Raw genomic sequence first — 25,722 nt, 5'->3', positions numbered from 1 at the left:
TAATGAATATATTCAATTTACCTGATTTGGGCGAAGGCTTACCTGATGCTGAAATTCACGAGTGGTTTGTCAAAGAAGGTGATACAGTCCAAGTTGACCAACCTTTAGTTTCTATGGAAACCGCAAAAGCAGTGGTTGATGTTCCTTGCCCTCAAGGTGGAACCATTGTGAAGTTATTTGGGAAGCCAGGTGATGTCATTAAGACAGGTGAACCTTTGGTTGCTTTTGCAGCAACAGATACGCTTCGCGAAGATAAAGGCACCGTTGTTGGTAATTTGGAAGAAAGTACTGAGATAAGCGAAGATAAATTCACGATCGGTGCAAGTCGTCCCACATCCACGCGCATTAAAGTCACACCCGCTGTAAGATTGCTCGCTAAAAAACTAGGTGTCGATCTTAAGAGCGTAACAGGCAGTGGTGAGCACGGAGTGATTACCCGCGAAGATGTACAAGCCGCAGCGAACAAAAAGGCCGAGCTTCCAGAAGGCTATGAGCCTTTACGGGGTGTGCGGCGAGCAATGCTCAATAGTATGGTGCAATCGCATCAAGAAGTAGTACCCGTTAGTATTTTTGATGAAGCAGACATCGAGGGTTGGGATGCCGGAAGTGATATTACCGTGCGCCTTATCCGAGCGATTATTCAAGCCTGTAAAAAAGAACCAGCTCTTAATGCCTGGTTTGATACCGCTCATGGTGCACGCAAATGCTTTAGAGAAGTCAATTTAGGTTTAGCAATGGATAGCACAGAAGGTTTATTTGTGCCCGTCATTCATGATGCAGCCAAGCATAGCGATGACCAATTGCGTCATATGATTAATGATTACAAAAAAGATGTTCAGAATCGCACAGTGGCTTCTGAAAATTTAAAAGGAGCAACAATCACCCTGTCGAACTTTGGCAAATTCGCCGGACGTTTTGCCAGCCCAATTATTGTACCCCCTATGGTAGCAATTTTAGCAGTGGGTCGCCTTTATGAAGGGGCTGTAGTCAGTCAAAGCAAAATTGAAAAGCATCGTCTCTTGCCGTTATCTTTAAGCTTTGACCATCGCGCGGTCACAGGCGGAGAAGCAACACGCTTTTTAGGCGCTGTGATTGATGCTTTGCAGAAGCCCTAATTGAATTCTGATGGCCCCTCACCCGCTGCGCTACATGGTGAGGGGTACTTCTTCTCTACCCAGAGAAGTTATGTTTCTTGCCATCCTTAGCCATTATAAAGAACCAATCCCTGACAATCCGCCATCAACGGCCAAATCAGCCCCTGTAAGATAGCTTGATTCCTCTGAGGCTAAAAAAAGCATCGACTGCGCTATTTCTTCAGCTTTGGCAAAGCGTTTTAAAGGAATGGATGCCGACCAGTTCTTCAAATTATCTTCAGATAACTGTAAACCGTGAAGAATTGGTGTATTAACAACTCCGGGAGAAATGGAGTTCACTCGTATATTCTCGCTAACTAATTCTGCAGCTAAACATTTTGCTAAAGAAAGAACAGCGGCTTTGGAGGCACAATAAGCAGAAAAATTTTTAATTCCCTGTTTAGCAGCCAATGAGGCTACTAAGATAATGGAGGAACCTTTTTTTAAATAAGGCAAGGCCTTTTGCACAGTAAAAAAAACACCGTTTACATTGATAGATATAATCTTATTAAAGCTTTCTTCTGTCGTATCCTTAAGAGGGGTCTCTTGCGATATCCCTGCATTGGCTACAAGAATATCAATACCTTGAGCAAAATGTTTTTGAACCTTTTCAAAAAAAATTTCTAGAGCCTGTAGTTCAGTCACATCTGTTTGGCAACAAAGGGCTTTTGGCCCCCACTTATCTTGAGCTGCTCTAATTTTTTTCTTATCGCGCCCAGTAATGGCAATTTTTGCCCCTTCACGAAGGAATAATTCGGCAACAGCATAGCCTATCCCACTATTACCGCCGGTAATAATAGCTAGTTTATTTTTTAGCCTCATGGTTTTTTCCTAGATTGATCAGTTTTTAAAATTAACCGGGAGCGACTCAAGGACATGAATATTTTTTAAAATATAAATATCCGTCGTCATTTAAATTTAGTATAGGCAGCTATTAAATTCTTGGGTAAAGGAAGGGTTTTGATGGAAAGTATGTTGCCTGATCTTATTTCTCAAACCGCAGATACAACCGCAGATACAGCCGCAGCAACATTTGCAAGTTCCTCCTCAATACTCTGCACATATTGAAATCGTATTGTTTCACCGAAGAAGGAGGCATGCCCCGTCATCAGCTTTGAACCGATGAGCTTAACACCTAGAGCAATACCTAATGTGAAGAATGCCGCAGCAACATTCGTGATAAAGGGTTTCCAGAAGGAGCGGTGTTTGGACATACTGTCGTCTTGACTATGTAAAAGGTCCATAAAATCAGCACGAAACGTCTCGAAATCGCTTACTGAAAGACGATCATTTACAGCTTGTGCACAAATATAACTATCCACCTGTTTGCGCAAGGACACAGCCAACCCCTTTGCTGTTTTACCATCCTCTCCCTGAATTTTATTACCATGCTTTTCAAGCTCATCAATTTCACTAACCAGGACAGTCAAAGCACTACACAATTTAGGATGCGAAGATTCAAATGTCTTAAGCTGTTCCATGGCATCTTGATGATGCGGTATTTCTGGTAGTTTGAGCGTTACATAATTGGTTTGTTCAGACGGTGTCTGTTTATCCAACGCTTTGATTGCAATGATCAATCTTCTGAGAATGGGTTGTAAGCCTAAGCCCGGGAACTTGCTTCTAGCGATATAATCTAAAATATCTTGACTCTTACCTGACTGGCTATACTCTTCTAACTTTATTAATAGGCCTTCGATGAATTGCTTACGTTGAATAACATCTTGACTGCTGAAAAAATCTTTAAATCTATATTTTTTATGACGTTGATCAAGGTAATGACTTAGCTGCTCGCAAAATTGCCTCTGCACCTGCTCCCGCATATCCTGACGCGCCTTTTGATTCTGTAATACGATACTGTGAGTCTCATGTTCCTTCTTAAGCAGGTTAATATTGGTCTCTATGGTCATTAAACGCTGCAAGGTATTCTTAGCATCTGGTTGTAACTTCTCAAGACCTGCCTTTAAAGTACCTAAGTCTGATATTGGAAATGTTTCAAGATAAACGCCCAAGGTGGTCACAGCCGATAAATGCAGCTGATAATTATCACGCGTCTCACTAAGAGCAATCTTCAATTGCTGGTCTTGTCTTTGAATCTCAACAGCAAAAGAGATTAAAATATGCTCAATTTTCTGTAAAAAATTAATTTGCAACTGCTTACGAAGAGATTCTAAAGGCTTCGTATTCTCATTTTCATCAGCTGTTTTTGTTCCGCGAGCCACCTCTAACTCTTTGCGTAGTAAATCGATGTCCTTAAAGGCAAGCGGTATTGCTGAACAATAGTTATTGTACTTTTCAAGCTGTTGGCTCAGGACATTTAATAGAACAGCAAAGGAGGGTTGCTCAACTAAATCTATAGCCTCTTCAATCTCCTTGAATTTACTACTACAAACAGCAACCCTTAGTTCAGAAACTCTTTGACCCGAAGTAGTCAATAGTTCACCAATTCCTACTGTACTCGTAGTATAACTCAAAACCTCTTTCCACGAAGCTACTAATTGCTGGAGTACTATAAACTCTTGGAGCAAATCTCTTAACTGTTTCTCCGCCATAACACAATGCGCTTCTGAAATTTGAGTATCAGCAGTGAGGTGTTTATTTAGCGTCTGACTTCCATCAAGTAATTGGTTTATTTTTTCTAGGATTTGGACTTCTAGCTCGAGAGAACCAATCTCTTTACCCACCCCTCCGGAAGACTCTTGCAAGAATGCCATTTGCACGCTCAAGGCTTCCATTTTTTCTCTGTATTCTTGATCCATAGCATGTTGAATCTCATTGAATGCCACCAGGTTGGAAAGGTCGCTTCGAATTTGAGCAATATTCTCTTTAAGCTTTCTGTATATTGCATTGTGGGTTTTTACTAAATTGATGCTTTCTATCTGTCGTTTTAGAAGATGGGTTTGCTTTTCTACTGCTTGCTGAAATAACTTCTTCCTTTCTTCGTTTGCACAGTAAGAATAAATCTCTGCGGTAGATAAACTCAATATTTTTGCCAATATTTCAATACCCAACTTGTTTTTGCCAGTAATAAATGCAATCAGCTCATTTATTTCATTCTTCGGGTTTGTGCCCAAGCCATAGACAGGTTTTAACTGATTTAGTAACTTTAACTTTGCTAACTCATCAGATACGTTTTTAATGCTTTCTTGCTTTAGAATTGAACTTACACTTAATAGGGCATCGCGAATTTGAGTTTTGGTATTGCCATCTTTCTCTAACTCTTGTTCTCGCTGCAAAGAATCCTCCATATTTGCCGCCAGGGATTCTACCCATAATTGCGCATTGAAAGCTCCTTCAGTAGATTCTAAGTTGGTCACTTTTAATAGACTTTCGAACTTACTTTGTTCAGGTATGAAAGTAAGTAGATCATCTCTTATCATCTCTACTGTATCTAAAACTTCTTTCAACTTGCTATTGCGTTGAGTTATATATTTTGGTGGCTGACAGGACAACGGATCACCTTTACCATAAAGCCTATCGATGTCTATGAGGTTTTCCTTTTTAACCTCTATTTCTTTGAGAAGTTCTTTTCCTTGAGATTTTTTGCTTTCAAGCAATATTTTTTTGTCTTGCCATAACGATGCTAAGGTTTGGGCATTCAGTAATTTCATATTTTCTGCAAAAGCTTGGGCAGCCCGCTCTTTTTCGAGACACAAGGTCAGTGCTCTCTCTTTTGCTTTAATGGCTTTTTCTGTCCTGTGCAGCACGTGTTGACATTCTTGTAATACAACTCTGCTGGTTTCATAAATGTGCCCAATACTTGTTCTGAATGAATCATCTAAAGATTCTGGGCAATAAAATGGGGGACTTAATTCTTTGTCTAAGTGATCGAGAGAAGTTTGGAGCTCTAAGAAGCTATCCACCCTTTCCTTCAATTCTTTTAAGCGCAATAATAAATCGTCAATATTATCAGTCACTTGGATTTGGCTAATTTGCTGAATCAGGTGACTTAAACTGGAATTGACACCATCAAGCTCACGCGCGATTTGATCGTTTCTTTGATGATGATAGTCGCGAATAAGTTGCTCTTTATCTTTTTTAATTTGTTTAAGCGAATCCTCTAAATAAGTAAGAGACGTTTCTGTGATCTGATATAGGCTTTCTTGAATTGATATAACCGTAAAACCTTGCGTTTCTTCAATAAGACACATCGAAGGTAAAATTTGTTCCGCATAGCTTATATCAAGCTTATCAGTCATATTCTGAGCTAATTGCTCTCTTAGGCCATCAGAGGATGCATCCAGAAGCTGCTTAAAGGTCCGCGTCTTATAAGAGGTCAATTTTTCAACAATAGCCTTAATTAAGACCTTTGCCTGCTCTTCCTGCTGCTGTAGAAGAGCAATCGATGGTTTGACATCAAATGCATCGATGGTTTTTTTTTCCTTCATTTCTCTTTCAAGTTTTTTATAGAGTGCAAGGTCCATGTCAAGACTTTGTTTTTCACTCTGAATAAACTTCTGCAATAAATCCATTTTTGCTCGCTCACTTTTTACATGCACTGTATCTGCATAGTCAGTAAAATAGCGACGCAAATTAGCAGAAAGATGACTGGGAGCTTTACCCCTCATTATAAGATACAGCTCTTCACCATCGATCAATTCTTTCCCCTTCTGATAACAGTAATCATTGGGAACGTTTTCTTTAACGCGAGTCACTTTAATGTTGATAGCATCAGGATTTAAGAAGGATATAAATGCCTGTAAGTTGGGAGACATTTGTGGCAACATCATCAAAAGAAACACAGTTAGTTCATAAGTGATAGGATGCACTACCTTTAAATCCAATTGTCCGTACTTATCTACAAAGCGTTTAGATAATACTTTTTTTAACGCTATGTAGAACTCCTGCTCCTTAAACGTTTCACCGCAATACTCACCGAAATCGAAATGATCAATAATGTCATCTATTTCGTTGAGTAGAAAAGGTAATTCAGCGCAAGGGGAGTGCTCTGGAAAATCAAGCAATTGGCTATGGATGTGTTTTTTTAGGCTATTTTTAAAACCTTCCAAAGAATCATTCTTGGGAAGAACATTGCCATTTTCTTCGATGCTTTTACTAATAATCTCGGACAACTGGCCTTTAATGATGCTGTATATGGCATAGCGAGTGGAGCTTAGGCTAGCTTGGACACTCTTCAAATCCCTCCATAAGGAAATTCCATTGAGAATAGCGAGGGCAATCTTATTAGGTAGATTACCTTTATCAAAATTTGGTAAGATACCTCTTATCAATCTGATAAGTTTTAAAGCAGCTGTGATTTGCTTCTCAGTGAACGTCTCTTCCAACGTCGGTTTTTTACTTAAGCTAACCGCAAGACGTTTTTGCAAAGACTCTACTTTGGATTCAAGTTGAGGGAGTAATGCTCCTAACCCACTTTCAGCAATTGTGGTATAGGCAATTCTTTTCTTAGCATGAATATCCTGTCCGACTTCATCTTTTCTTCTCATCAATGACCTATACGCTATAGAATCCAAATTTGTGGGCTATTCTATAAGATCAAGCTAATGGATCAAATAATAAAAGTGGTTGGGCCTTGACCCAACATCAAAATGGCACGATGTTCTAAAGTTGTTGAGCCAAGGTCCAACCTACAAATCATCCCATGTTTATAAATTGTACTTTGATGAAATCGGCCTAGGACTCCTCACACAAGTTTGTTTAACAGAGCAGCCAAGCGGCAACCTGCAAGGGCGATACGTTGTTCAGTAATTATTTCAGTCATCTTTTGGTATTTTTGGCTTGGTTTTTGACCAGGTTTTAAATGGTAAACTTTGGTTATTGCTATTTGATGCGATTCCGTCGCCCACGTTTCAGGATCCAGATTCATATCCTCCAGATGGCAAGGCCAATGCTTTTCAATGTTATGAGCCTTAAGCCTAAGCTGTTTTGCGCTGTAGTGTTCGGCATTGTTTAATAGACCCCCTCCTTTATCCCAATAGCTATGCAAATTGGTCGCTATCGAATTAGAGGACAAAGGAAAAAGATTGCCTCCTTGATCGCCTTGCGGATGCTCAATACTAAATTGATTAGCAGCATGAAGAGGCTGATGAATATCACCAACAACATGAAGTAATATTCGCAGAGTAAACCCTTTAGTAAAGTCATTTGCCAAATTTTCTTGCAAGATCTTGCTGGCATCAATGATGGCAGAAACAGCATTAATGTCGTCAGGCTGGACAAGCTCAGTCCCATCCCATGAGAAAGGGATATCGATATAATGTTTTGGCCCAAGCCAGAGGTCGTTTTGGTAACGCAAACCATCTAACCATGCAGCAGCATTAACAAAGCTCTGCGATCGATACATGCTATCTAGTGCGTGATTGTAATGGTTGCAGACTTTCTTTGCCTTTGGTGTGAGATGGTTGTAAGCGATTTGGGCCACCAAACGATGGCCCAAAGCGTTCCAGCTGTAACCTTTTACAGCCATAACCAAGAACAATAAAAAGCTAATCCTGCGAATCATGTCCTAACCTAAATAGGGTGACCAAGCGGGGTCCTGCACATCTCCCTCTCGAGCTGGAAGACGCATCTTGATTCGTCCATCAATGGAAACCACTCCTAAGACACCTTGATCATTATGACGAGTTGCATAAAGAATTAAACGCCCATTAGGAGATAAAGATGGCGACTCATCCAGGGGTGCAAAGGTCAATTGCGTAACATGCCCTCCCTCATCTTGCACAGCAATGTTAAAGCTCTTGTCCTCCCTATGCAGCATGACAACGTGTTTTTGATCTGGAGTATAGGAAGCTCTGGCATTGTAATTGCCTTCATAAGTAACGCGACTTACTCTGCCATCTGCCAAAGATAAGCGATAAACTTGCGGTGAACCACCTCTACCCGATGTGAACAACAAGGAGCGCCCATCAGGAGAGTAACGAGGCTCAGTATCAATTGCTTCGCCGAAAGTCAACTGTTTCATGGAGCCATTGCTGAGGTCAATACTATAAATTTTAGGTGAGCCTCCCTTGGAGAGTACTACTGCAAGATGACGTCCATCCACAGACCACGCAGGAGCATTATTAATGCCTGTAAAATCAGTAACCAATCGTCGACGACCTGTGGCCACATCCACCGTAAAAATCTGCGCTTTTTTCTTCTCAAAAGAAACATAAGCAAGCTGTCTACCGTCAGGTGACCAGGTCGGGGACATAATGGGCTCCGTGGAAACGAGTAAACTTTGCGGATTGTAGCCATCGACATCAGCCACCTCTAAAAAGTACTTGGCTCTTTCGCCCTGCCGCTGCACTAAAATATAGGCAATTTTGGTTGAAAAAATTCCACGTTCACCAGTAAGCTTTTGATAAACTTCATCACTAATATGATGTGCCAAAGGTCGTAATTCATTCGCACTAATTTGATAGCTTTTTGACAACAGCACTCTGCCTTGAGCAACGGCATCCAGCAATTCATAGTTAACTTCATAGCGGTTATAGCCAATTCTGCGAACCTCTCCAGTTAAAACGCTGTCAGCCCCAGCTTGACGCCAACTGCTGACGGAGGGTTGAGCAGCAAAACTCTGTGGTGGAGCAATAATTTTGAATTGCCCTGAGAAGTGCAAATCGTTACTGACTATCCCAGACAGTTGCTGACCCATTTGATCGGATCCGAAGGAGCTTATACCAATAGGTAAAGCAGAATTAATCCCTTGCGTTAATTCAAGATCCACTGCAAAAAGCATTGATGAGAACAATAAAAACAGCGGTGTTATTAAGTATTTAATTAACACGTTTACCCCCTAACATTTTCTGGACGTACAGTTAGACTGATATCACGAAATATGTCGAACATTTCTGGATCAGCAGGTACCGGAAGTGGTGATGCTTTGTAGATAGCCGTTTGTGCGGAGCGATCCAAGATCGGATCACCACTGCTACGTGTTAAAGTGACTTCCAAAACAGCACCATCCGGAGCCAAACGAATCCTAAATTGACTCGATAAACCATTACTAACATTTTCAGGTAAAATCCATTGCCGGCTAATCGCATTGACAATCATGGCCTTATATTTGTCAACTTCACCAGCGATATGGGCCCTTTTGGCTGCATCTTCAGCTGCCTGCTGTGCTGCCGCTTGACGTTTCTTTTCTGCTAATTCAGCCTTAGCCTTTTCAGCTCGAGCCAGTTCTTCTTTGGCTTTCTCTGCTTTTTCTTTCTCAATGCGGGCAAGTGCTTCCTTCTCTTTCTTAGCCTTGAGTTCTTCTTCCTTTTGCTTCTTCTTTAATTGCGCAAGCTTCTGAGCCTCTTCCTGTTGTTTCTTCTTTAACTCATCCTGTTTTTCTTTTAATTCTTGGAGTCGCTTGGCTTCCTGTGCTTTCTCAAGCGCGAGTTGCTTCAATCGACGTTGTTCTTCTTCGATTTGTTTTTTTCGCGCAATGGCAATTTTTTCTGCTTCTTCCTTAAGTTTTGCCAATCGCTGTTGTTCTTTTAAACGAGTTTGGCGGGCCATTTCGGCCTGTTTTGCCAGAGATTGCTGTCGGGCTTGCTCAGCCTTAAGTTGATTGGCCCGCTCCTGTTTCAAACGGTTGATAGTCTCCATAACCTCTTGGTTATCCACACTCGTTGCTTTAACAATTTCTTTTGGCGGTTCAGTTGCTTCAATGGGTAAAGCTCGACTAGGTTCATTTTTTGCCATGGTCATCACTGGACGCTGATGAGTAGACTCAATGAGTAGCAACAACGCCAAAAATAGATGCAAACCAATCGCTATATAAAAAGCTTTTCGGTAGCTTTGATCACTAATCATCCCTGATTCTCCTGTGGTAAATCAGAGGAATCTGTCAACAAACCAACTTGTTCAGCTCCGGCTTGTTTTAGCAGGCTCATTGCTCCCACTACTTTGCCATAGGCCACACCCTGATCGCCTTTCACCAAGACATTAATCGGTTGATTGTTTTGCCGAGCAAGCTCTAATTCCGCTGCTACACGCACCATCAATGCCTTGGAATCAATCCGAGTCTCTGGGGTTGCGCTAATATTTAAAAAATAATCGCCTTGCTGATTCACAGACACGATAATTGGTTCTCTATCCGTGGGTTTTAAATTCTGACTTGCTGCTTTGGGCAGATCAACGGTCACTCCTTGCGTTAACATAGGGGCAGTAATCATAAAAATAACTAACAAAACAAGCATGACGTCAATATAGGGCACTACATTGATTTCAGCGATGGGGTGAGCGACTGTCTTTTTTTTCTTTAACATCACGACTTACCCTCTTGTTGCTGCTGCGGTTTGCTGCTCAATAAGTGATACCAATTCTTCCTGGAACAAATCATAACGATCAAGCAAATGATTCGCGCGCATTGAATAACGGTTAAATGCAATCACCGCAGGTATAGCGGTAAATAAACCGAGTGCTGTGGCAACCAACGCCTCTGATATACCAGGAGCTACCATGGCAATAGTGGCTTGTTGAGCATGACCAAGTGCTTGGAAAGACGTCATTATTCCCCAAACGGTACCAAATAAACCTACATAAGGGGCAATAGAACCAACTGAAGCAAATAAAGGTAAATGCTGTTCTAACAACGCAGCTTCTTTAGCATGCCTAATTTGCATAGCGCGTTGGATAGGTTCAATAACCATGGAGCCTAATTTTCTTAAGCGAACATATTCTTTAAATCCAGCATGAAAAATGGCGGCAAGACCTTGTCGTGTATCGACGTTACTATCCACATCAGCAAATAATTTACTTAGATCACTGCTTGCCCAAAAACGCCTGGTAAAAGCATCACACTCTTGTTTTTTCTGTTTAAAGTACCAAGCTCTTTGCAAAATGAGCGTCCAGGAGACAATTGATGCAGCAAGCAAAATCATCATAACCGTCTTCACTACAAGACCGGCCTGCAGAAAATACCCCAACACACTGGCATGGCTACCCATGTCTTCTCCTCCACTAAAACTTTGATGTAATGATTTTTTAAAGCTTCCCAATATCTCTAATTTAGATGAAACCGCGCATCTTAAAATTTAAGAGGCATATTATATACTCGATCTTCAGTTTTTTTTAATTTGACAATCAAAAAACCGAATTACCGTGGTCAAGCCACGGTAATTCGATGTTCTAACAAGCATGTATTCTAAAATAAATTTTCTGGTATTCTTCTCGGTTTCATAGTCTCATCAAGACAAACTACCTTGATAAGCCCTTCGCAAAGCAAAGTATTATCCTGATTGTAGAGCCGTTGATCAAATACAAGGCTACAAGTTTTTTTATTAGTGACCTTTGATGCCACCATTAATTGATCTTCGAGGCGAGCTGGAAAAAAATACCGTAGTCTCACGTCATTGATCGCAAAATGGCAATCATACTGTGCCAGAGTGGTTAAAGACAAGCCAGATTTGCGAATCATTTCTGTTCTAGCTCGCTCAAAAAAACGCAAATAGTTCGCGTGATAGACAATGCCCATGAAATCCGTGTCTTCGGCATAAACCTTAAGTTCAAAGTAATCTACATCATGGAATGACATCTTTACCCTTCTTCAAGCATCGGGATACCAAAATGTTGATACGCCAATCGAGAAGCCATACGACCTCGGGGGGTGCGCATTAAAAAACCTTGTTGGATCAAATAAGGCTCAAGAACATCTTCTATTGTTCCCTTCTCCTCCCCAATGGCTGCTGCAATACTATCTATACCAACAGGCCCACCTGCAAAGCGTTCGATAACTGTTAACATCAATTTTCTATCTAACAGATCAAAACCATGTTCATCAACGTCCAACATTTCCAAAGCACACTTCGCAATGTCTAAAGTGATAACTCCTTGACCTTTGACTTCAGCGTAATCTCTCACTCGGCGCAATAACCGGTTAGCAATTCTGGGGGTGCCGCGAGCTCGCATGGCAATTTCTTTCGCTCCCTCTGGCTCGGCATTTACGCCTAACAACCGGGCTGAACGTGAAACAATGCTACACAAAGCATCTACTGTGTAAAACTCCAAGCGTTGCACGATGCCAAAACGATCGCGCAGAGGGGAGGTAAGTAAACCTGCACGCGTGGTTGCACCCACTAACGTAAAAGAAGGTAGCTCGAGCTTGATGGAACGAGCTGCAGGCCCCTCTCCTATCATAATATCCAATTTGTAGTCTTCCATTGCAGGATAGAGGATTTCCTCAATGACCGGACTTAAGCGATGGATCTCATCAATAAAGAGCACATCATTTTCCTGCAAGTTGGTGAGGATGGCGGCTATATCTCCTGCTCTTTCAAGAACAGGTCCTGAAGTTTGCCTTAAATTTACACCCATTTCATGGGCAATAATATTGGCTAATGTCGTCTTTCCAAGTCCAGGAGGACCAAAAATGAGCACATGATCAAGAGCATCCTGACGATTTCTAGCTGCATCTATAAAAATGCGCATCTGCGAGCAAACGGTTTCCTGACCAATATATTCATCAAAAGTTAACGGCCGGATAGCCCGATCTAACGCTTCTTCCGAAGGTGGCGAATTAGCACTTATCAAACGATCACTTTCCAGCATAGAAGTCAATTATTCTTATTTTTTGAGAATTCTAACACAGCTTTTTCTTTCACTCGATTCTTTTAGAACATCGAATTACCGTGTAGAAGATCGAATTACCGTGGTCAAGCCACGGTAATTCGGTCATTTTTATTTGTCAAATTTAAAAAATTGAAAGGTCGAGTTTCAAGCCTCAGATAGGATTTTTTCAAGAGACAGCGTCCATTAGCCTATTGCAAATAGATATTTAAATGCCGTCCATCTTACATAAATTTTTCTTTAATTTTTAAATATCTATATTCATCATTCGTGATTTGATCGGCAAAAATAATCAAAAGTTTAATCCTATTTTCCCCTATAAGTTGTACTAAAAGAAACAAGCCAGTATTGATAATAACTCGTACCCTATCATACTTTAACGGACTGCCTTGCTTTACATGCAATAACCATTTTCCATGTTCGTATGAAAGCATCGAATAATTGGGATAGGGATACGGTTTGAGGAGCAAACGTAGGGTAAACAAAATGAAAAGAACTGATATCAGAAGCTTTAACCACAAAATCCAATCAGATGAAAATATTACCATTAATGCAAATACATAAATCAATAATGCAATTTGCAAAAATATCAATGAATTACCTAGGGTAATCCTGCAATTTGATGAATTCAACAATATCAGCTAACTCCTTGTCGGCGGCTTGCTCATATCCCATCAACCAGCTATAAAGCTCAGGATCGCTACAATTTAGTAATTTATCGAATGCTTCTAACTGTCTCTCACTAAGCTCTTCTATATAGCGTTCTGCGAAACGGTTGAGAATCAAGTCCAATTCGAGCATACCTCGCCTGCACTGCCATAGAAGTTTCGCTTTTTTTGAGTGATTAATCATTACATTACCTGATTGTCAACAGAGGCGATGTTACACTAAACTTGCCAATTATCGCAATTATGTCAGAAACAAAATGCAACAAGAACATATTATAAACCAGAGATCTTATATCAGTACACTTCCCATTACAGAGGAATTGCATTTCGAAGCCAATAGGAATTATCTTTTTGAGTTGCCTTTTCTAGGTGGACTTACGGTTAGAGGGGATCGGGATAAAGAATTTCTACAAGGACAATTAAGCTGTGATATTAGGCAGATAACATCCACGGCAATGCGTCAAGGCGCCCTCTGCAACCTAAAAGGAAGAATTCTCGCTCTACTGGATGTCATCGATTGGGATGGGTTGCAACTTATTTTACCAAAAGACCTGCTGCTAGATACTCAAAAGTCATTATCCACAGCAGCAATGCTCTCGAGAGTAAAATTAGAACCGACTAAAGCTTATCAAGTATATGGCCTTTATTTGGCCAATCCTAATGATGAGCTACCTATTCATTTCCATGACTTAGGTGAAAACTATGCTGTCATCCAAAATGATATCTTATGTGGTTATCATCTCAGTCATCATTTGTATATTCTGCTAATCAAAAATGAAGAAATCGCTAATATTGTAGAACCGTTTAGAAAGCGAGGGCAGCTTCGAGGTTCTTTTGCTTGGCATTATTTACAATTAAGCCATAAACAAGTGCAAATTTATCCAGAAACTCGAGGATTATTTTTACCTCATCGTCTGGATTTACATTTATCAGGGTACTTAAGTTTTGACAAAGGTTGTTATAAAGGACAAGAAATTATTGCTCGAACACATTATCGCGCAAAAATAAAGCACGGTTTACGCTTATTTATTATCGAAAATACTGCCCCTTTAGCTGCTGGCAAAAAATTATTTGAACCTTCGGGACAAGTGGAGGTAGGCGAGCTAATTGATTTCAGCCCGCTAGGGAATGGGCGTTACCTCATTGCTGCAAGTATCTTATTAGAGCATCCTTCGCATGTATGCATTGAGAATCAAAGCAGTACCGTTGAGCTTAATCCTTTTGGGTAATAAATTCCTTATTCCTACGCCGCCGTGGCCACATGCGCAGCAATATATCATCCTTATTAATGAAATGATGCTTTAAAGCACCTGCGACATGTAAACTCAATAAAATAATAAGAACCCAGGCAATTGTTTTGTGAGCTTGATTCATAATATCTGAAAGCTCTTCATTAGGTGTTACCCCAGGGAAAGGTACGTTAAATAACCCAAAATAAGACGGCACCCTATCCGCAGCGACGGACATTATCCAGCCAGTTAAAGGCATCAAAATTAAAAAGACATAGAAACTATATTGAACAAAGTGAGTAAGGAATTTCTCCCAACGTGGAACTGCTTCAGGTAAAGGAGGCTTTCCTTTGTAAGCCACCCAGATTAAGCGAAGTACCATGAGACACAAGATGGTAAGACCTGTAGATTTATGCATCATATAGGCCGTTCCTTGGTACTGTTTGGGCACATCGTCAAGAAAAAAACCGAAACTAAGCATTACAATCACAAGTACTGCAACAAGCCAATGAATGAACTTAATACCTTTTGAATAACTAACAATAGGATGACTCGACATTAACGTTCCTTTCCTGAGAAATAACTGTTTCACTTACATTTGCTACTATATCTATACGCTATAAGGCGTGCAAGCTAAAAAACCTATATTCGATACTGTAAGTCTCGGATTCTCTATTACACTTAACATATAGTCTGGATTGAAAGATATTTTTAAGCTTGATGGAGAAATCATGACTATATCGCCACTCAAAGGTCTTATCCCACTCATCAAGGCATTACAATCATTAAATGTACAATCAGCAGATGACCATACCAATATCCGCAATGTTGCGAATATTTTAAAGCAGTGGTTGACCAAAACAGATTGGCTTGAAGAAAAACATTATCATCCTGATCCGCAAATTGGGTTCTCCTCTTGGCTAATTCACGAGGAAAAGGATCATACCTTGGCAATTAACTTAGTGACATGGGAACCTGGTCGCGAAATTATTCCTCATGATCACCAAACCTGGGGTGTCGTAGGCAGTGTGAATGGAACAGAGAAAAATTATTTCTGGACAAGATTAGACGATGGCTCTAAATCAGGCTATGCGGATATTAGACGAGAAAAAGCTGCCATCATTCGTCAGGCTGGCGAAGTTATTTGTTTCATGCCTAATGATATCCATAGTGTAATCAATGAATCGACTGATGTGGCTATTTCTTTGCACGTCTATGGTAAAAATTTAAATTACACTGGCCGCTCTCAATTTGATCCCATTAAAAAAACGGTACAATCATTTATTATTGATTACAGTTAAGTAGTAATAATTTAATTACCCCCTCACCCTACACTCTCCCACAGGGGGAGAGGGAAAAATAGCTACGCCACTTCCTTTGTAGACATCTGTGCTGTGGTTTGCGTTAGATCCAATAATTCTCGTATGGCAACAAAGAACATCGTGTAATTTAACGTAGTGCTTGAACGTAAATCAGCGAGCACATGACGCCATCTATCAATTAGACTTGCATAATTTTCAGACCAAGTGGCAAAGTATTTCATGAAATCTTTCTTTTTATCAGAAAGATTAATGATTCCAGCCGTCAATTGTCTTTGCTGCCAATCGAGGTCATCACGCAAGGCTTCTCTGGATAAAGACTCCCAATGATTTTCAGTCGGATGCGAAATGACTTGCGTGCGAATCCATCCTAAATCAAGGAAGTCACCAATACCAAAATAGACTTCTGTCACTTTAGCAACCGTTATGCCTGTCTGGTGACTGACTTCAATAACATCTAGAGCAGAAAACAATTGCCGAGTAATCGTTAACTCATGGGCCAAGCCTTTAGGTATTCCCAACTCTATGTATTGCGCGAAATGACTATCGTACTGAGCGCGATTCCCTTCTGATAATGCAGCAGGCAGGGCTTTTTTAAATTCCTGCACACCAGGTCCAAAATGTTTAACGGCCTTGCTGATATTCAAACGCATGCGCTGACTACGCAAGAACCAACGAGTTACCCGTCTTAGCAGGCGTAAATAAAGCATCATCAAGCTATTCTGTGTTTCAGCAGTAATAGTGTTACCTAATGCAGCAATTTCATCATAAATAGACTCAAGATTAAGAATACTGCGTGCAATCATATAGGCCCTGACAATTGCAGAAACAGGAGCTCCTGTCTCATCCTGAAGACGATACACGAAGGTAAAACCCATTTCATTGACAACCAAATTGCTCAATCTGGTTGCAATAATTTCGCGCCTTAGAGGATGACTCTGCATCTGTTCACTAAAGCGTTCCTGTAATGGTTTAGGGAAACAACTGATAAGAACCTCTTTAAGGAAAGGATCTTCAGGAACATTAGAAGCCAAAATCTGTTCTTTTAGAATCGTTTTGCTATAGCAAAGCAAAACAGCAATCCCGGGACGAGTTAACCCTTTCCCAATGAGCTTACGCTCCATTAGCACTTTTTCATTTGGCAAGAATTCCAGTTCTCTGTCTAACTTGCCGCTTCGCTCCAACTCAGTAATATAACGACTGTGAAGTTCCACCGCTCCCGCCGCCTTTGTTGCAGCTAAGCTAATGGCACGTGGCTGCGCAAAATTGTCCTTCAACACCAAAGCCGCAACTTCTTGCGTCATTTCACTTAATAATTCATTGCGTTGCTTTTCGGTTAAATCACCAGATGTCACAATGCTATTAAGAAGAATTTTAATATTTACTTCTTTATCCGAGCAATTGACCCCAGCTGAATTATCAATAAAATCTGTGTAAATTAACCCACCATTGAGTGCATATTCAACACGAGCCAATTGCGTTAAACCAAGATTGCCACCTTCTCCTACAACTTTACAATGGAGTTGTTTTGCATTGATGCGAATAACATCATTGGTTCGATCACCTACGTCAGCATGACTTTCCGTTTGCGCTTTTACAAAGGTTCCAATACCTGCGCTCCAAAGCAAATCAACTTTAGCTCTAAGCAAGACGCGAATTAATTCATTTGGCTCAATGGCATTTTGCTTAATACCAAATACCTCTTTCATCTCTTTAGTCACTGAGATCGATTTAGCACTGCGATTAAATACGCCACCACCTTTAGAGATTAACTTTTTATCATAATCAGCCCAACCCGAACGAGGTAAGCTAAACAAACGTTCCCGTTCTGCGAAACTGATTTCGGGATCAGGATTTGGATCAACAAAAATATGAATATGGTTGAAGGCTCCAAGTAACTTGATGTGTCTAGATAGCAACATGCCATTTCCAAAAACGTCACCAGACATGTCTCCAATGCCTATCACCGTGAAATCACTGATCTGGATATCACGATCCATCTCATAAAAATGACGCTTTACTGATTCCCAGGCACCTCTTGCAGTAATACCCATTTTTTTATGGTCATAGCCTACAGAGCCACCAGAGGCAAAAGCATCTCCTAGCCAGAAGCCATATTCGAGTGAAATTTCATTAGCAATATCTGAGAATGTGGCTGTTCCCTTATCAGCCGCGACGACCAAATAGGGATCGTCGTCATCAAAACAAACAACGTTTGCAGGCTTAACAACCTTACCCTGATGATAATTGTCGGTAATGTCGAGTAACCCACGGATAAAAGACTGATAGCAACGAATACCTTCCGCAAGAATTTCTTCTCGTGTGCCATTGATGGGGAGTTGTTTAGGAACAAAACCACCCTTCGCACCGGTTGGGACAATGATGGCATTTTTAACTTGCTGAGCTTTCATGAGACCCAATATTTCGGTCCGAAAGTCTTCTCTACGATCTGACCAACGCAAACCTCCACGCGCAACTCGTCCTCCGCGTAAATGCACACCTTCAAATTTCGGTGAGTAAACAAAAATTTCAAACATGGGATAAGGCTTAGGTACCCCTGGAATTTCTCGACTATTTAACTTGACAGAAATATAGTTTTTATATGTGCCCTTGTCGTTAGTCTGATAGTAATTAGTGCGCAACGTAGAGCGAATAATTTGTACATATTGACGAATGATCTTATCTTCATCGAGATTGGCAACTTCATCAAGAGCAGTATAAATTTCGTTAGTAATTTTGTCACAAATTTCTGCTCTATCTCCACTGACAGCTGGATTAAATCGTGTCGCAAATAGAGCAACTAATTTTTTGGCGATGTGCGCGTTATTATTCAAAGCTGCTTCAATGTATTCTTGACTAAAGGTAAAACCAATTTGCTTAAAATATTTAGCATACGTACGTAAAACAGCCACCTCGCGCCAATCCAGGCCGGCTGCAAGCACTAACTGGTTGAAACCATCACTTTCCGCCTCCGCAAACCAGACGCTTGCAAAGGCATTTTGGAATAAATCTTTAATGTCATCGATTTCAAATTGCGTCCCTCGAGTATATTGCAAAGCAAAATCATTGATCCACGTCTCCCTACCATCATCAAATTTTAAGACGTAAGGCCTTTCACTGATTGCTTTCATACCAAGTCTTTCAACGATAGGAATGACATCGGATAGAGGAATCGTACTATCATGTTGATAAATTTTTAAACGAAAATTCTCTGGTTTTTCGTCCATTAATTTATAAAAATTCATGACCAGAGGATTGTCTGGAGATAAGGTTTCTATATGTTTAACGTCATAGACTGCTGTTCTTGGAGAGAAATTCGATGTATAAGCCACTGGAAAAGCACCCTTATAACGCACGTAAAGTCTGTTAGCATGCTCTTCCCCAAAGGCCTCGAAGAGAAAATGCTGTAAATCATCACTCCAAGTTCGACCTACTTCAATGAGTCTTTGTTCGATTTCTTTAAAATCCCATTGTGTCGTATCTTGAGGATTTGTGCGAACAATAAAATGGATACGCGCCAAAACGGACTCAGAAAACCAGGTAGAAAACGTTATTTCATGCGAATTGAAGCTTTCTGCGAGGATTCTTTCCATAGCCAGGCGTAATTCAGTATTGAAACGCTCTTTCGGAACAAAGACAAGACAGGACACAAAGCGGCGATAAACGTCTGCACGAGCAAACATACGAATGCGGCGACGTTCCTGCATATAAAAAATCCCCATAGCAATTTCTAATAATTCATCTTCTGAACCTTGAATTAAATCGTCACGAGGTAATGTTTCTAGAATATTCAATAGCACTTTCCCGGCGTGGCCGCGAGGGTTTAAATTTGAGTTTTTCATGATTAATGCGACTTTGTGACGCAAAAAAGGAATGTGCTTTGGATTAGTGTTATAGGCAGCAGAAGTATACAAACCGATAATTCGACGTTCACCGATAACTTGACCTTTTTTATTGAACCGTTTAATGCCAATATAGTCGGTATATGCCCGTCGATGGACTGTTGCTTCAGTATTTGTTTTGGACATCACCAAGATGCGAGAAGATAAGGTCAGTTCTCTTGCCTCAGGAGTCATCGCAGAAATACTACGGGCACTTGATTTGCTCATGCTTTGACGAAGTACGCCTAGACCTGTCTCAGGGAGTGGCTGTAGAATAGTCTCTTGACCCTTTTTTAATAATTCATAATCACGCACCCCAAGAAAGGTGAAATGATGATCTTCTATCCAGATCAAAAATGCTTTTGTCTCTGCTACTTCATTTGGGTCCAATACGGAAGATACTTGGTCAAGCTCTTCGATCGCTTCACGTACCTTTTCCCGCATGGGTAGCCAATCCTTATATACAACACGGTTATCTTCCAACACGCGCTCAAAATTACTATGCAAATCCTCAAGAACAGAGGCATCCGTTTGTCTATCGATTTCGATAAAAATAGCAGCCTCGGTTGACACACCTTCAATATCTCTATCATGTTCAGTTTTACGGGGCAAAATGCCAATTACCTGATTATTTTTATCTCTTTGTAAGCGCAATCCCCCCATATGCATAATGAGATATGAAACCAATCCAAGGCGATTAATAACCATGCGCAAAGAATCTACAAGAAACGGCATATCCTCCGTGATAATTTCAACAACCGTATGTGTTGTTTGCCAACCATGTCTTTCGAATTCAGGATTATAAATACGAATTTTTGTTTCATCAGGAGTACGTTGTTGAATAAGCGACCAAAAATTAACAACAGCGCCATACAGGTCCTCAATATCCCATTCCCTTAAGTCTTCCAGTGCCACTGTCCCATAAAATTGACGAGCAAATTCAGCGCAAAATAAGGCTTGTTCACCTTCCATCTTTTGCTTCAATCTATCAACGATAGCTTCGATAATTAAATCTTTACCTTCTTCAAATTTATAAGACATTCATTCACCTCATTTAGGCATGAAAATAAATTGCCGCGCATTATATACTTCTGTAAGGCAAGTTACACGTCAGTATTGCATTTATTTAATCAATAGTTGATGACAGACTCCCACTGAACTTTAAATTTACACGAGGGAGTCACAGTATGTAGGCTTACAGGACAAATATTAACAAAGCCTTAATGTTTAGTACTGTCATTGACTGCCACTGTTTTAGTGTTCACGAACTCTAAAATACCCTCTTTGGATAACTCTCGTCCGAATCCAGAGCGCTTGATCCCGCCAAAAGGTAATCTCGGATCAGAGGCGACATAAGCATTGACAAAACAAGAGCCGGCTTCAATTTCATGCTGAGCAATGTGTTCGCCTCGTGCTAGATCCTGGGTGAACACTGCTGCCCCTAAGCCATATTGAGTTTCATTTGCCAATTGAATGGCTTCCACTTCATCTTGTACTCTAGTAATGGCAATGACCGGGCCAAAGAGCTCCTCATCAAACGCCGGCATTCCTTTTTTTACTTCCGTCAGTAACGTTGGTGGATAATAAAACCCTTTACGTTTTGGTATTACTCCACCTTCAACCAATTTTGCTCCACATTTTACACTTTTTTCCACTTGCTCATGAAGTGATTTTCTTAAATCATCACGTGCCATTGGCCCCATATTGGTTGTATCATCTAGGGGGTCACCCGGGTGATAATTAGCCATTAGGTTTTGAATTTTATCAGTAAGTTGATTACAAACGGAGTCAACAGCAATCACGCGTTTGGCTGCAATACAAACTTGTCCAGCATTGTTTAAACGTGAGGTGACAATGGCTTTTGCCGCAAGATCAAGATCAGCATCATGAAGCACTAGGTAAGGATCACTGCCTCCCAATTCCAAAACAGCTTTCTTTAAATGAGCAGCCGCGTTGGAAGCAACAATGGATCCTGCTTTTTCACTTCCTGTTAAGGTCACTGCCACAATTTTATCATTGGCAATGACTTTTGCGGCTAAATCATTATCTAAAACAAAATGCTGGAATAAGTGCTCTGGAAAACCTGCCTCAAGAAAAAGCTCAGCAATCTTGTTACCTGTACCCGTTGAAATAGGAGCATGCTTTAGAATGGCAACATTTCCGGCCATGATCGAAGGAGCAGCAAAACGGAACACCTGCCAAAAAGGGAAATTCCAAGGCATAATCGCAAAAATAACACCTAAGGGTTGATAGCAAACCATCGCCTTTTTCATTTCCGTTTTAACTAGACGAGGTTGCAAATAACTTTCGGCATTTTCAGCATAGTGTTCGCACACCCATGCACACTTCTCAATTTCAGCTCTCCCAGCCGTTATGGGTTTTCCCATTTCTGTTGCAATTAATAAAGCAAGATCGTCTTTTTTATCTCTCAGTAGCTTTGCTAATCGCAACATGGCTTGTTTACGTTGAGAAAACGGGGTTTTTCTCCATACTTTGAAACATAAATGTGCAGCATCAATATAAGCGGATAACTGTTTTTCACTTAGTGTTGAATATTCCTTTAGAACTTCTTCCGTGGCAGGATTGATAGTACGAATCATCGTCATTTTCTTTTACTCCCAGTATTTTTCTTCAGTGTAGCCTATGAATGTCAACACGCCCTAGAGATTCTTTCATTTTTTTTGAGCTCTCGAAGCCTCCTTGTTGGTTAGGTTCATAAAATTAATGAAATCAATGCTGACTTTCTTGCACACTTCTTTTGATTGTTGTTAATATCGTGCTAATTTTTATGTTGTATTGACTCTGCTGAGTGAAATAACCCCTAAAAAGCAGCGCGATAGGACAATTCACATATAAGGTTAGGATAAGCAATGACAAATAAAAAACTAGGCTACCACCCCGCTCATTATTTGGTTGCCTGGGCTGTACATGCCTTTACTGCAAGTGCAGCATGTTTTGGCGTTTTTACTCTTGTCAAAATTTATCAACACAACTACATCCAAGCTTTATGGCTAATGGCCATTACTGTTGTCATTGATGCTGTAGATGGCACATTAGCTAGGTTAGTACGCGTAAAATCAGTTCTACCCAATGTTGATGGTACCTTACTGGATAACATCGTAGATTATTTAAACTACGTCATCACCCCTTGTTTTTTTCTTTATGTAAAACCTGACATGCTCCCCGCGAGTTATCTGATGTTCATCATCATGGCTATCACCATTACTTCTTCATATCAATTTTGCCAAATAGACGCGAAAACTCCGGATCATTTCTTTAAAGGATTCCCCTGCTATTGGAACATTGCAGTCTTCTATATGTTTATTTTTGACACATCAATGTATACCAACGCATTCATCTTAACGATTTTATGCATATTAATTTTTATTCCTATTAAATATGTCTACCCTTCTCGTCTGGATTACTTAACAAAATATCGAGTTTTAAAAATAGTAATGCATAGCTTCTCGTTACTTTTTGGACTTAGCTCCGCCTTAGTGCTTTGGAACTATCCGCATATTGATTATGTTTGGCTATTTCTGTCGATAAGTTATGTGATTACTTATTTAGGTTTGAGTATGTATCGGACCTACTCGCCGATGACTCATCATTCTAAGTTGTAAATAGACCTTAGGGTATGTTAACGATTGGTTTCACGGCTGCAAATTAAATCAATTTGCGCAAATTGCTTTAATTTTCGCTTCGCAAAAACCAATTGTCAACACATACTAGTTATCATTAAAATACGCTCTTCTGCATTTTTAAGAGGTTGTCATGTCATTTCGTAAGATAATCATGCCAGTTTTGATGGTTAGCACTATTATAGGTAAAGTCACCGCAGCCAGCGTCCCCAGTCCATTTCCCCATGGTTGTGAAGTTAGTGGCTTTGGGTTTAACGACAATCACTTAATTGTAAATGACAATGGTCAGCAATCTTTTTATTTAATTCAAAATCGCAGCAGCCAACCTATTGAATTGCAACGGATTGAAACTCGTGATGTGTTTATGAGTCCATCCCTTACTGCTAAGTTAGAACCATTGAATTGGGCTGCTTTCGCTTCTGACATTGAAAATTTACATTTTCAATGTTTTGTGAAAGAAAATGAAGCTGTTAAGACAATCGATTGCCGCGACGTTTTAGATGTTTGCCAATATCCACGCGTTAAATTTGCTTTAAGCAATATGGGGAATTATTGGGTATCAACAAATAAACCACAGAAAGATGTCATTAATGAGGCAATTAAGAAAGGGATTTATTTGCGCTGGTGAATGATAGCCAGGGCAAGTGAGTAATTTGAATCTTGGTAACGGTCGGAGTTGATCTATTACGGTGAGCATAAAAAAAAACATAAGGAAAGATGAACTATTCCTAATAGCAGGAATAATAGGCTCTTTTATCCTACTGGTTGGAGTTACGCATACACCAGCTCAGAAGTATTATGTACTTGGTTCAGCACTATTATTATTAACATCCATTCATTTTAAATTGATCTATTTTATAGCGCTTGAAATGATTATGATGGCCGGACATAGTGCAATCCTCTTAGGTATCGGTACTGCTCTACAAATTGCCTTGCCCATTTTACTTTGCGTTCAACTGCTTACGTTTTATTTTTTAAGCGGCCAATTGAATAATGTTCTGTTACTTATTGGTATTACAGGGATTGCAGTTCTCTCCGTTGGTTTTTCTTATGAAAATCAATGGGTTTTTTTTAGTGGCAGCCTTTTTATAGCTATTTATGCTTTTTATACAGCCTATAGAGGAAAACCGGTGACCCTGTTATGGGCCATTCTGAATTCACTGTTTGCTTTTATAGCTCTTCTGAAATTAATTTTTACATGAGGGTAAGAACTTATGGCTAAAACCCCTTCTAACATGATACCCCTAGGTACTCAGGCACAGCAATTTTCTTTGTTGGATGTAGTGAGTGGTTTGAGAATCAGTTTAACGGATTCTCAAAATGTCCGAGCCACTGTAATTATGTTCATTTGTAATCATTGTCCTTATGTAAAGCACATCAATAAAGAATTAACTCGACTCTCTAATGATTACATGAGACAAGGGGTTCGTTTTTTGGCAATCAATTCCAATGATGTTTATGCTTATCCTGATGATTCACCAGAAAAAATGAAGGAGACTGCTATTGCCCAGCAATATCCTTTCCCCTATCTCTATGATGAAACACAGGAAGTAGCTCGCGCCTATCAGGCAGCCTGTACCCCTGATTTCTTTGTTTTTGATTCTAATCTTAGTTTGGTCTATCGAGGGCAATTAGATGATTCAAGACCAGGAAATGACATTGCAGCCACAGGAAAAGATATACGTGACGCCTTAGATAATCTTTTAGCCAACAAACCCATCTCAACAATACAAAAGCCTAGTTTAGGATGCAACATCAAATGGAAAGAGTAGAGCAATATAAGTTAGCCTTTTATGTCCCAGAATCACATCTGGATCAAGTAAAGCAAGCTTTATTTAATGCCGGAGCTGGAAGACAGGGCGATTATGAACAGTGTTGCTGGCAATGTTTAGGTCAAGGACAATTCAAACCACTTACAGGCGCCAATCCAACGATTGGTCACGTAGAGACCCTGACGTTTGTTCCAGAATACAAAGTGGAAATGGTGTGCTCCGCTGCTAATGTTAAACATGTCGTTCAGGCGCTAAGAGCAAACCACCCCTATGAAGAACCTGCATTTGAGGTCGTAAGGCTAGAGAATTATTAGAAGTAAATAGGCTTGCTAACTGCTTCTAGTCTAAAATTTATGACTTATATCGCTTTTAGATAAATTTTCAACAGTTTCCGATGGACCTGGAGATTGGGATTGGCTATCGCTAAAGAATCCATTACGCCGATTCGCTAGTCTATCATACACACTATAAGCACCTATTACCATTCCTGTTACTACTGTAACTCGAGTAGCATCCGTTACAGCGGTTTTTGTAGCATCAGCAAGAGACTTGCAAAATAATAATCTCATATCTTTCATCC

Annotated in this window: 23 protein-coding genes; 8 read left to right on the top strand and 15 right to left on the bottom strand. The window is 40.2% G+C overall.

What is annotated here, in order from left to right:
* Positions 1-2 precede the first annotated feature (2 nt).
* Positions 3-1,115, top strand: coding sequence for a dihydrolipoamide acetyltransferase family protein (locus tag CKV79_RS06050; RefSeq protein WP_028373721.1), 1,113 nt, complete (start codon positions 3-5; stop codon positions 1,113-1,115).
* Between the two features lie 93 nt (positions 1,116-1,208).
* Here CKV79_RS06050 and CKV79_RS06045 read toward each other — a convergent pair whose 3' ends face one another.
* The 11 genes from CKV79_RS06045 to CKV79_RS05995 form a co-directional block, all read right to left on the bottom strand.
* Positions 1,209-1,955 (bottom strand): SDR family NAD(P)-dependent oxidoreductase, encoded by a 747-nt coding sequence (locus tag CKV79_RS06045; protein WP_028373720.1) that lies wholly within the window; start codon positions 1,953-1,955, stop codon positions 1,209-1,211.
* A gap of 170 nt (positions 1,956-2,125) precedes the next feature.
* Positions 2,126-6,580 carry a hypothetical protein gene (locus CKV79_RS06040; protein ID WP_035915798.1) on the bottom strand — a complete coding sequence of 1,485 codons (4,455 nt, stop codon included), beginning with the start codon at positions 6,578-6,580 and terminating at the stop codon, positions 2,126-2,128.
* Positions 6,581-6,777: 197 nt separating this feature from the next.
* Entirely contained in the window at positions 6,778-7,596 is an 819-nt protein-coding gene (locus tag CKV79_RS06035; protein WP_028373719.1) for a S1/P1 nuclease, read from the bottom strand.
* Positions 7,597-7,599: 3 nt separating this feature from the next.
* Entirely contained in the window at positions 7,600-8,814 is a 1,215-nt protein-coding gene (gene tolB / locus CKV79_RS06030) for a Tol-Pal system beta propeller repeat protein TolB (protein WP_051546199.1), read from the bottom strand.
* A 50-nt stretch (positions 8,815-8,864) separates the two neighbouring features.
* Positions 8,865-9,878: a cell envelope integrity protein TolA gene (tolA, locus tag CKV79_RS06025; protein ID WP_028373717.1), complete on the bottom strand. Its 1,014-nt coding sequence runs from the start codon at positions 9,876-9,878 to the stop codon at positions 8,865-8,867.
* Entirely contained in the window at positions 9,875-10,333 is a 459-nt protein-coding gene (gene tolR / locus CKV79_RS06020; protein WP_028373716.1) for a protein TolR, read from the bottom strand. The genes tolA and tolR overlap by 4 nt, the downstream gene beginning before the upstream one ends.
* A 6-nt stretch (positions 10,334-10,339) precedes the next feature.
* The gene (gene tolQ / locus CKV79_RS06015) at positions 10,340-11,014 is read right to left on the bottom strand and encodes a protein TolQ (protein WP_028373715.1); all 675 of its coding nucleotides are present in this window, start codon (positions 11,012-11,014) and stop codon (positions 10,340-10,342) included.
* A gap of 197 nt (positions 11,015-11,211) precedes the next feature.
* Positions 11,212-11,601, bottom strand: a complete 390-nt coding sequence (locus CKV79_RS06010) for a YbgC/FadM family acyl-CoA thioesterase (protein ID WP_028373714.1) — start codon at positions 11,599-11,601, stop codon at positions 11,212-11,214.
* 2 nt (positions 11,602-11,603) lie between these two features.
* On the bottom strand, positions 11,604-12,614 hold the full coding sequence (gene ruvB / locus CKV79_RS06005; RefSeq protein ID WP_028373713.1) for a Holliday junction branch migration DNA helicase RuvB: 1,011 nt from the start codon (positions 12,612-12,614) through the stop codon (positions 11,604-11,606).
* 242 nt (positions 12,615-12,856) lie between these two features.
* Positions 12,857-13,201 carry a protein YgfX gene (locus tag CKV79_RS14165; RefSeq protein WP_408606922.1) on the bottom strand — a complete coding sequence of 115 codons (345 nt, stop codon included), beginning with the start codon at positions 13,199-13,201 and terminating at the stop codon, positions 12,857-12,859.
* Between the two features lie 28 nt (positions 13,202-13,229).
* Entirely contained in the window at positions 13,230-13,481 is a 252-nt protein-coding gene (locus CKV79_RS05995) for an FAD assembly factor SdhE (protein ID WP_028373711.1), read from the bottom strand.
* 76 nt (positions 13,482-13,557) lie between these two features.
* Here CKV79_RS05995 and ygfZ point away from each other — a divergent pair, with 76 nt between their 5' ends.
* Entirely contained in the window at positions 13,558-14,529 is a 972-nt protein-coding gene (gene ygfZ / locus CKV79_RS05990) for a CAF17-like 4Fe-4S cluster assembly/insertion protein YgfZ (protein WP_035915792.1), read from the top strand.
* On the opposite strand, the gene CKV79_RS05985 is transcribed toward ygfZ, so the two are convergent.
* The gene (locus CKV79_RS05985) at positions 14,513-15,088 is read right to left on the bottom strand and encodes a cytochrome b (RefSeq protein ID WP_028373710.1); all 576 of its coding nucleotides are present in this window, start codon (positions 15,086-15,088) and stop codon (positions 14,513-14,515) included. The genes ygfZ and CKV79_RS05985 overlap by 17 nt on opposite strands.
* A gap of 172 nt (positions 15,089-15,260) precedes the next feature.
* Here CKV79_RS05985 and CKV79_RS05980 point away from each other — a divergent pair, with 172 nt between their 5' ends.
* Positions 15,261-15,830 (top strand): cysteine dioxygenase family protein, encoded by a 570-nt coding sequence (locus CKV79_RS05980; RefSeq protein ID WP_028373709.1) that lies wholly within the window; start codon positions 15,261-15,263, stop codon positions 15,828-15,830.
* A gap of 62 nt (positions 15,831-15,892) precedes the next feature.
* Here the strand turns inward: CKV79_RS05980 and CKV79_RS05975 are convergent, their stop codons facing one another.
* Positions 15,893-20,770: an NAD-glutamate dehydrogenase gene (locus CKV79_RS05975; RefSeq protein WP_028373708.1), complete on the bottom strand. Its 4,878-nt coding sequence runs from the start codon at positions 20,768-20,770 to the stop codon at positions 15,893-15,895.
* 179 nt (positions 20,771-20,949) lie between these two features.
* The gene (locus CKV79_RS05970; RefSeq protein WP_028373707.1) at positions 20,950-22,335 is read right to left on the bottom strand and encodes an NAD-dependent succinate-semialdehyde dehydrogenase; all 1,386 of its coding nucleotides are present in this window, start codon (positions 22,333-22,335) and stop codon (positions 20,950-20,952) included.
* A gap of 264 nt (positions 22,336-22,599) precedes the next feature.
* Here CKV79_RS05970 and pcsA point away from each other — a divergent pair, with 264 nt between their 5' ends.
* From pcsA to CKV79_RS05945, 5 genes are all read left to right on the top strand, one after another.
* The gene (pcsA, locus tag CKV79_RS05965; RefSeq protein WP_028373706.1) at positions 22,600-23,352 is read left to right on the top strand and encodes a phosphatidylcholine synthase; all 753 of its coding nucleotides are present in this window, start codon (positions 22,600-22,602) and stop codon (positions 23,350-23,352) included.
* Positions 23,353-23,503: 151 nt separating this feature from the next.
* Positions 23,504-23,998 (top strand): hypothetical protein, encoded by a 495-nt coding sequence (locus CKV79_RS05960; RefSeq protein ID WP_028373705.1) that lies wholly within the window; start codon positions 23,504-23,506, stop codon positions 23,996-23,998.
* A 61-nt stretch (positions 23,999-24,059) separates the two neighbouring features.
* Positions 24,060-24,572 (top strand): hypothetical protein, encoded by a 513-nt coding sequence (locus CKV79_RS05955; RefSeq protein ID WP_231950222.1) that lies wholly within the window; start codon positions 24,060-24,062, stop codon positions 24,570-24,572.
* 12 nt (positions 24,573-24,584) lie between these two features.
* A complete protein-coding gene (locus CKV79_RS05950) occupies positions 24,585-25,142 on the top strand; it encodes a thioredoxin family protein (protein WP_028373703.1) in 558 nt (185 codons plus the stop codon).
* Positions 25,130-25,456 carry a Nif3-like dinuclear metal center hexameric protein gene (locus tag CKV79_RS05945; RefSeq protein WP_028373702.1) on the top strand — a complete coding sequence of 109 codons (327 nt, stop codon included), beginning with the start codon at positions 25,130-25,132 and terminating at the stop codon, positions 25,454-25,456. The genes CKV79_RS05950 and CKV79_RS05945 overlap by 13 nt, the downstream gene beginning before the upstream one ends.
* A gap of 30 nt (positions 25,457-25,486) precedes the next feature.
* Here CKV79_RS05945 and CKV79_RS05940 read toward each other — a convergent pair whose 3' ends face one another.
* Positions 25,487-25,711 (bottom strand): hypothetical protein, encoded by a 225-nt coding sequence (locus CKV79_RS05940; protein ID WP_028373701.1) that lies wholly within the window; start codon positions 25,709-25,711, stop codon positions 25,487-25,489.
* Positions 25,712-25,722: the final 11 nt, after the last annotated feature.

The organism is Legionella lansingensis, assembly GCF_900187355.1.
GTDB classification, from domain to species: Bacteria; Pseudomonadota; Gammaproteobacteria; order Legionellales; family Legionellaceae; genus Tatlockia; species Tatlockia lansingensis.
This window is presented reverse-complemented; position numbering and strand designations above follow the sequence as displayed.

Bases quoted from the DNA above. Each gene is read 5' to 3' on its own strand.
- CKV79_RS05985 (WP_028373710.1), bottom strand. From the start codon at position 15,088: ATGTCGAGTCATCCTATTGTTAGTTATTCAAAAGGTATTAAGTTCATT.
- CKV79_RS06010 (WP_028373714.1), bottom strand. From the start codon at position 11,601: ATGTCATTCCATGATGTAGATTACTTTGAACTTAAGGTTTATGCCGAA.
- CKV79_RS06050 (WP_028373721.1), top strand. From the start codon at position 3: ATGAATATATTCAATTTACCTGATTTGGGCGAAGGCTTACCTGATGCT.
- CKV79_RS06040 (WP_035915798.1), bottom strand. From the start codon at position 6,580: ATGAGAAGAAAAGATGAAGTCGGACAGGATATTCATGCTAAGAAAAGA.
- ruvB (WP_028373713.1), bottom strand. From the start codon at position 12,614: ATGCTGGAAAGTGATCGTTTGATAAGTGCTAATTCGCCACCTTCGGAA.
- CKV79_RS05950 (WP_028373703.1), top strand. From the start codon at position 24,585: ATGGCTAAAACCCCTTCTAACATGATACCCCTAGGTACTCAGGCACAG.
- CKV79_RS05940 (WP_028373701.1), bottom strand. From the start codon at position 25,711: ATGAGATTATTATTTTGCAAGTCTCTTGCTGATGCTACAAAAACCGCT.
- CKV79_RS05980 (WP_028373709.1), top strand. From the start codon at position 15,261: ATGACTATATCGCCACTCAAAGGTCTTATCCCACTCATCAAGGCATTA.
- tolB (WP_051546199.1), bottom strand. From the start codon at position 8,814: ATGCTTTTTGCAGTGGATCTTGAATTAACGCAAGGGATTAATTCTGCT.
- CKV79_RS05945 (WP_028373702.1), top strand. From the start codon at position 25,130: ATGGAAAGAGTAGAGCAATATAAGTTAGCCTTTTATGTCCCAGAATCA.
- CKV79_RS06045 (WP_028373720.1), bottom strand. From the start codon at position 1,955: ATGAGGCTAAAAAATAAACTAGCTATTATTACCGGCGGTAATAGTGGG.
- tolQ (WP_028373715.1), bottom strand. From the start codon at position 11,014: ATGGGTAGCCATGCCAGTGTGTTGGGGTATTTTCTGCAGGCCGGTCTT.
- CKV79_RS06035 (WP_028373719.1), bottom strand. From the start codon at position 7,596: ATGATTCGCAGGATTAGCTTTTTATTGTTCTTGGTTATGGCTGTAAAA.
- pcsA (WP_028373706.1), top strand. From the start codon at position 22,600: ATGACAAATAAAAAACTAGGCTACCACCCCGCTCATTATTTGGTTGCC.
- CKV79_RS05960 (WP_028373705.1), top strand. From the start codon at position 23,504: ATGTCATTTCGTAAGATAATCATGCCAGTTTTGATGGTTAGCACTATT.
- CKV79_RS05970 (WP_028373707.1), bottom strand. From the start codon at position 22,335: ATGACGATGATTCGTACTATCAATCCTGCCACGGAAGAAGTTCTAAAG.
- CKV79_RS05975 (WP_028373708.1), bottom strand. From the start codon at position 20,770: ATGTCTTATAAATTTGAAGAAGGTAAAGATTTAATTATCGAAGCTATC.
- ygfZ (WP_035915792.1), top strand. From the start codon at position 13,558: ATGCAACAAGAACATATTATAAACCAGAGATCTTATATCAGTACACTT.
- tolR (WP_028373716.1), bottom strand. From the start codon at position 10,333: ATGTTAAAGAAAAAAAAGACAGTCGCTCACCCCATCGCTGAAATCAAT.
- tolA (WP_028373717.1), bottom strand. From the start codon at position 9,878: ATGATTAGTGATCAAAGCTACCGAAAAGCTTTTTATATAGCGATTGGT.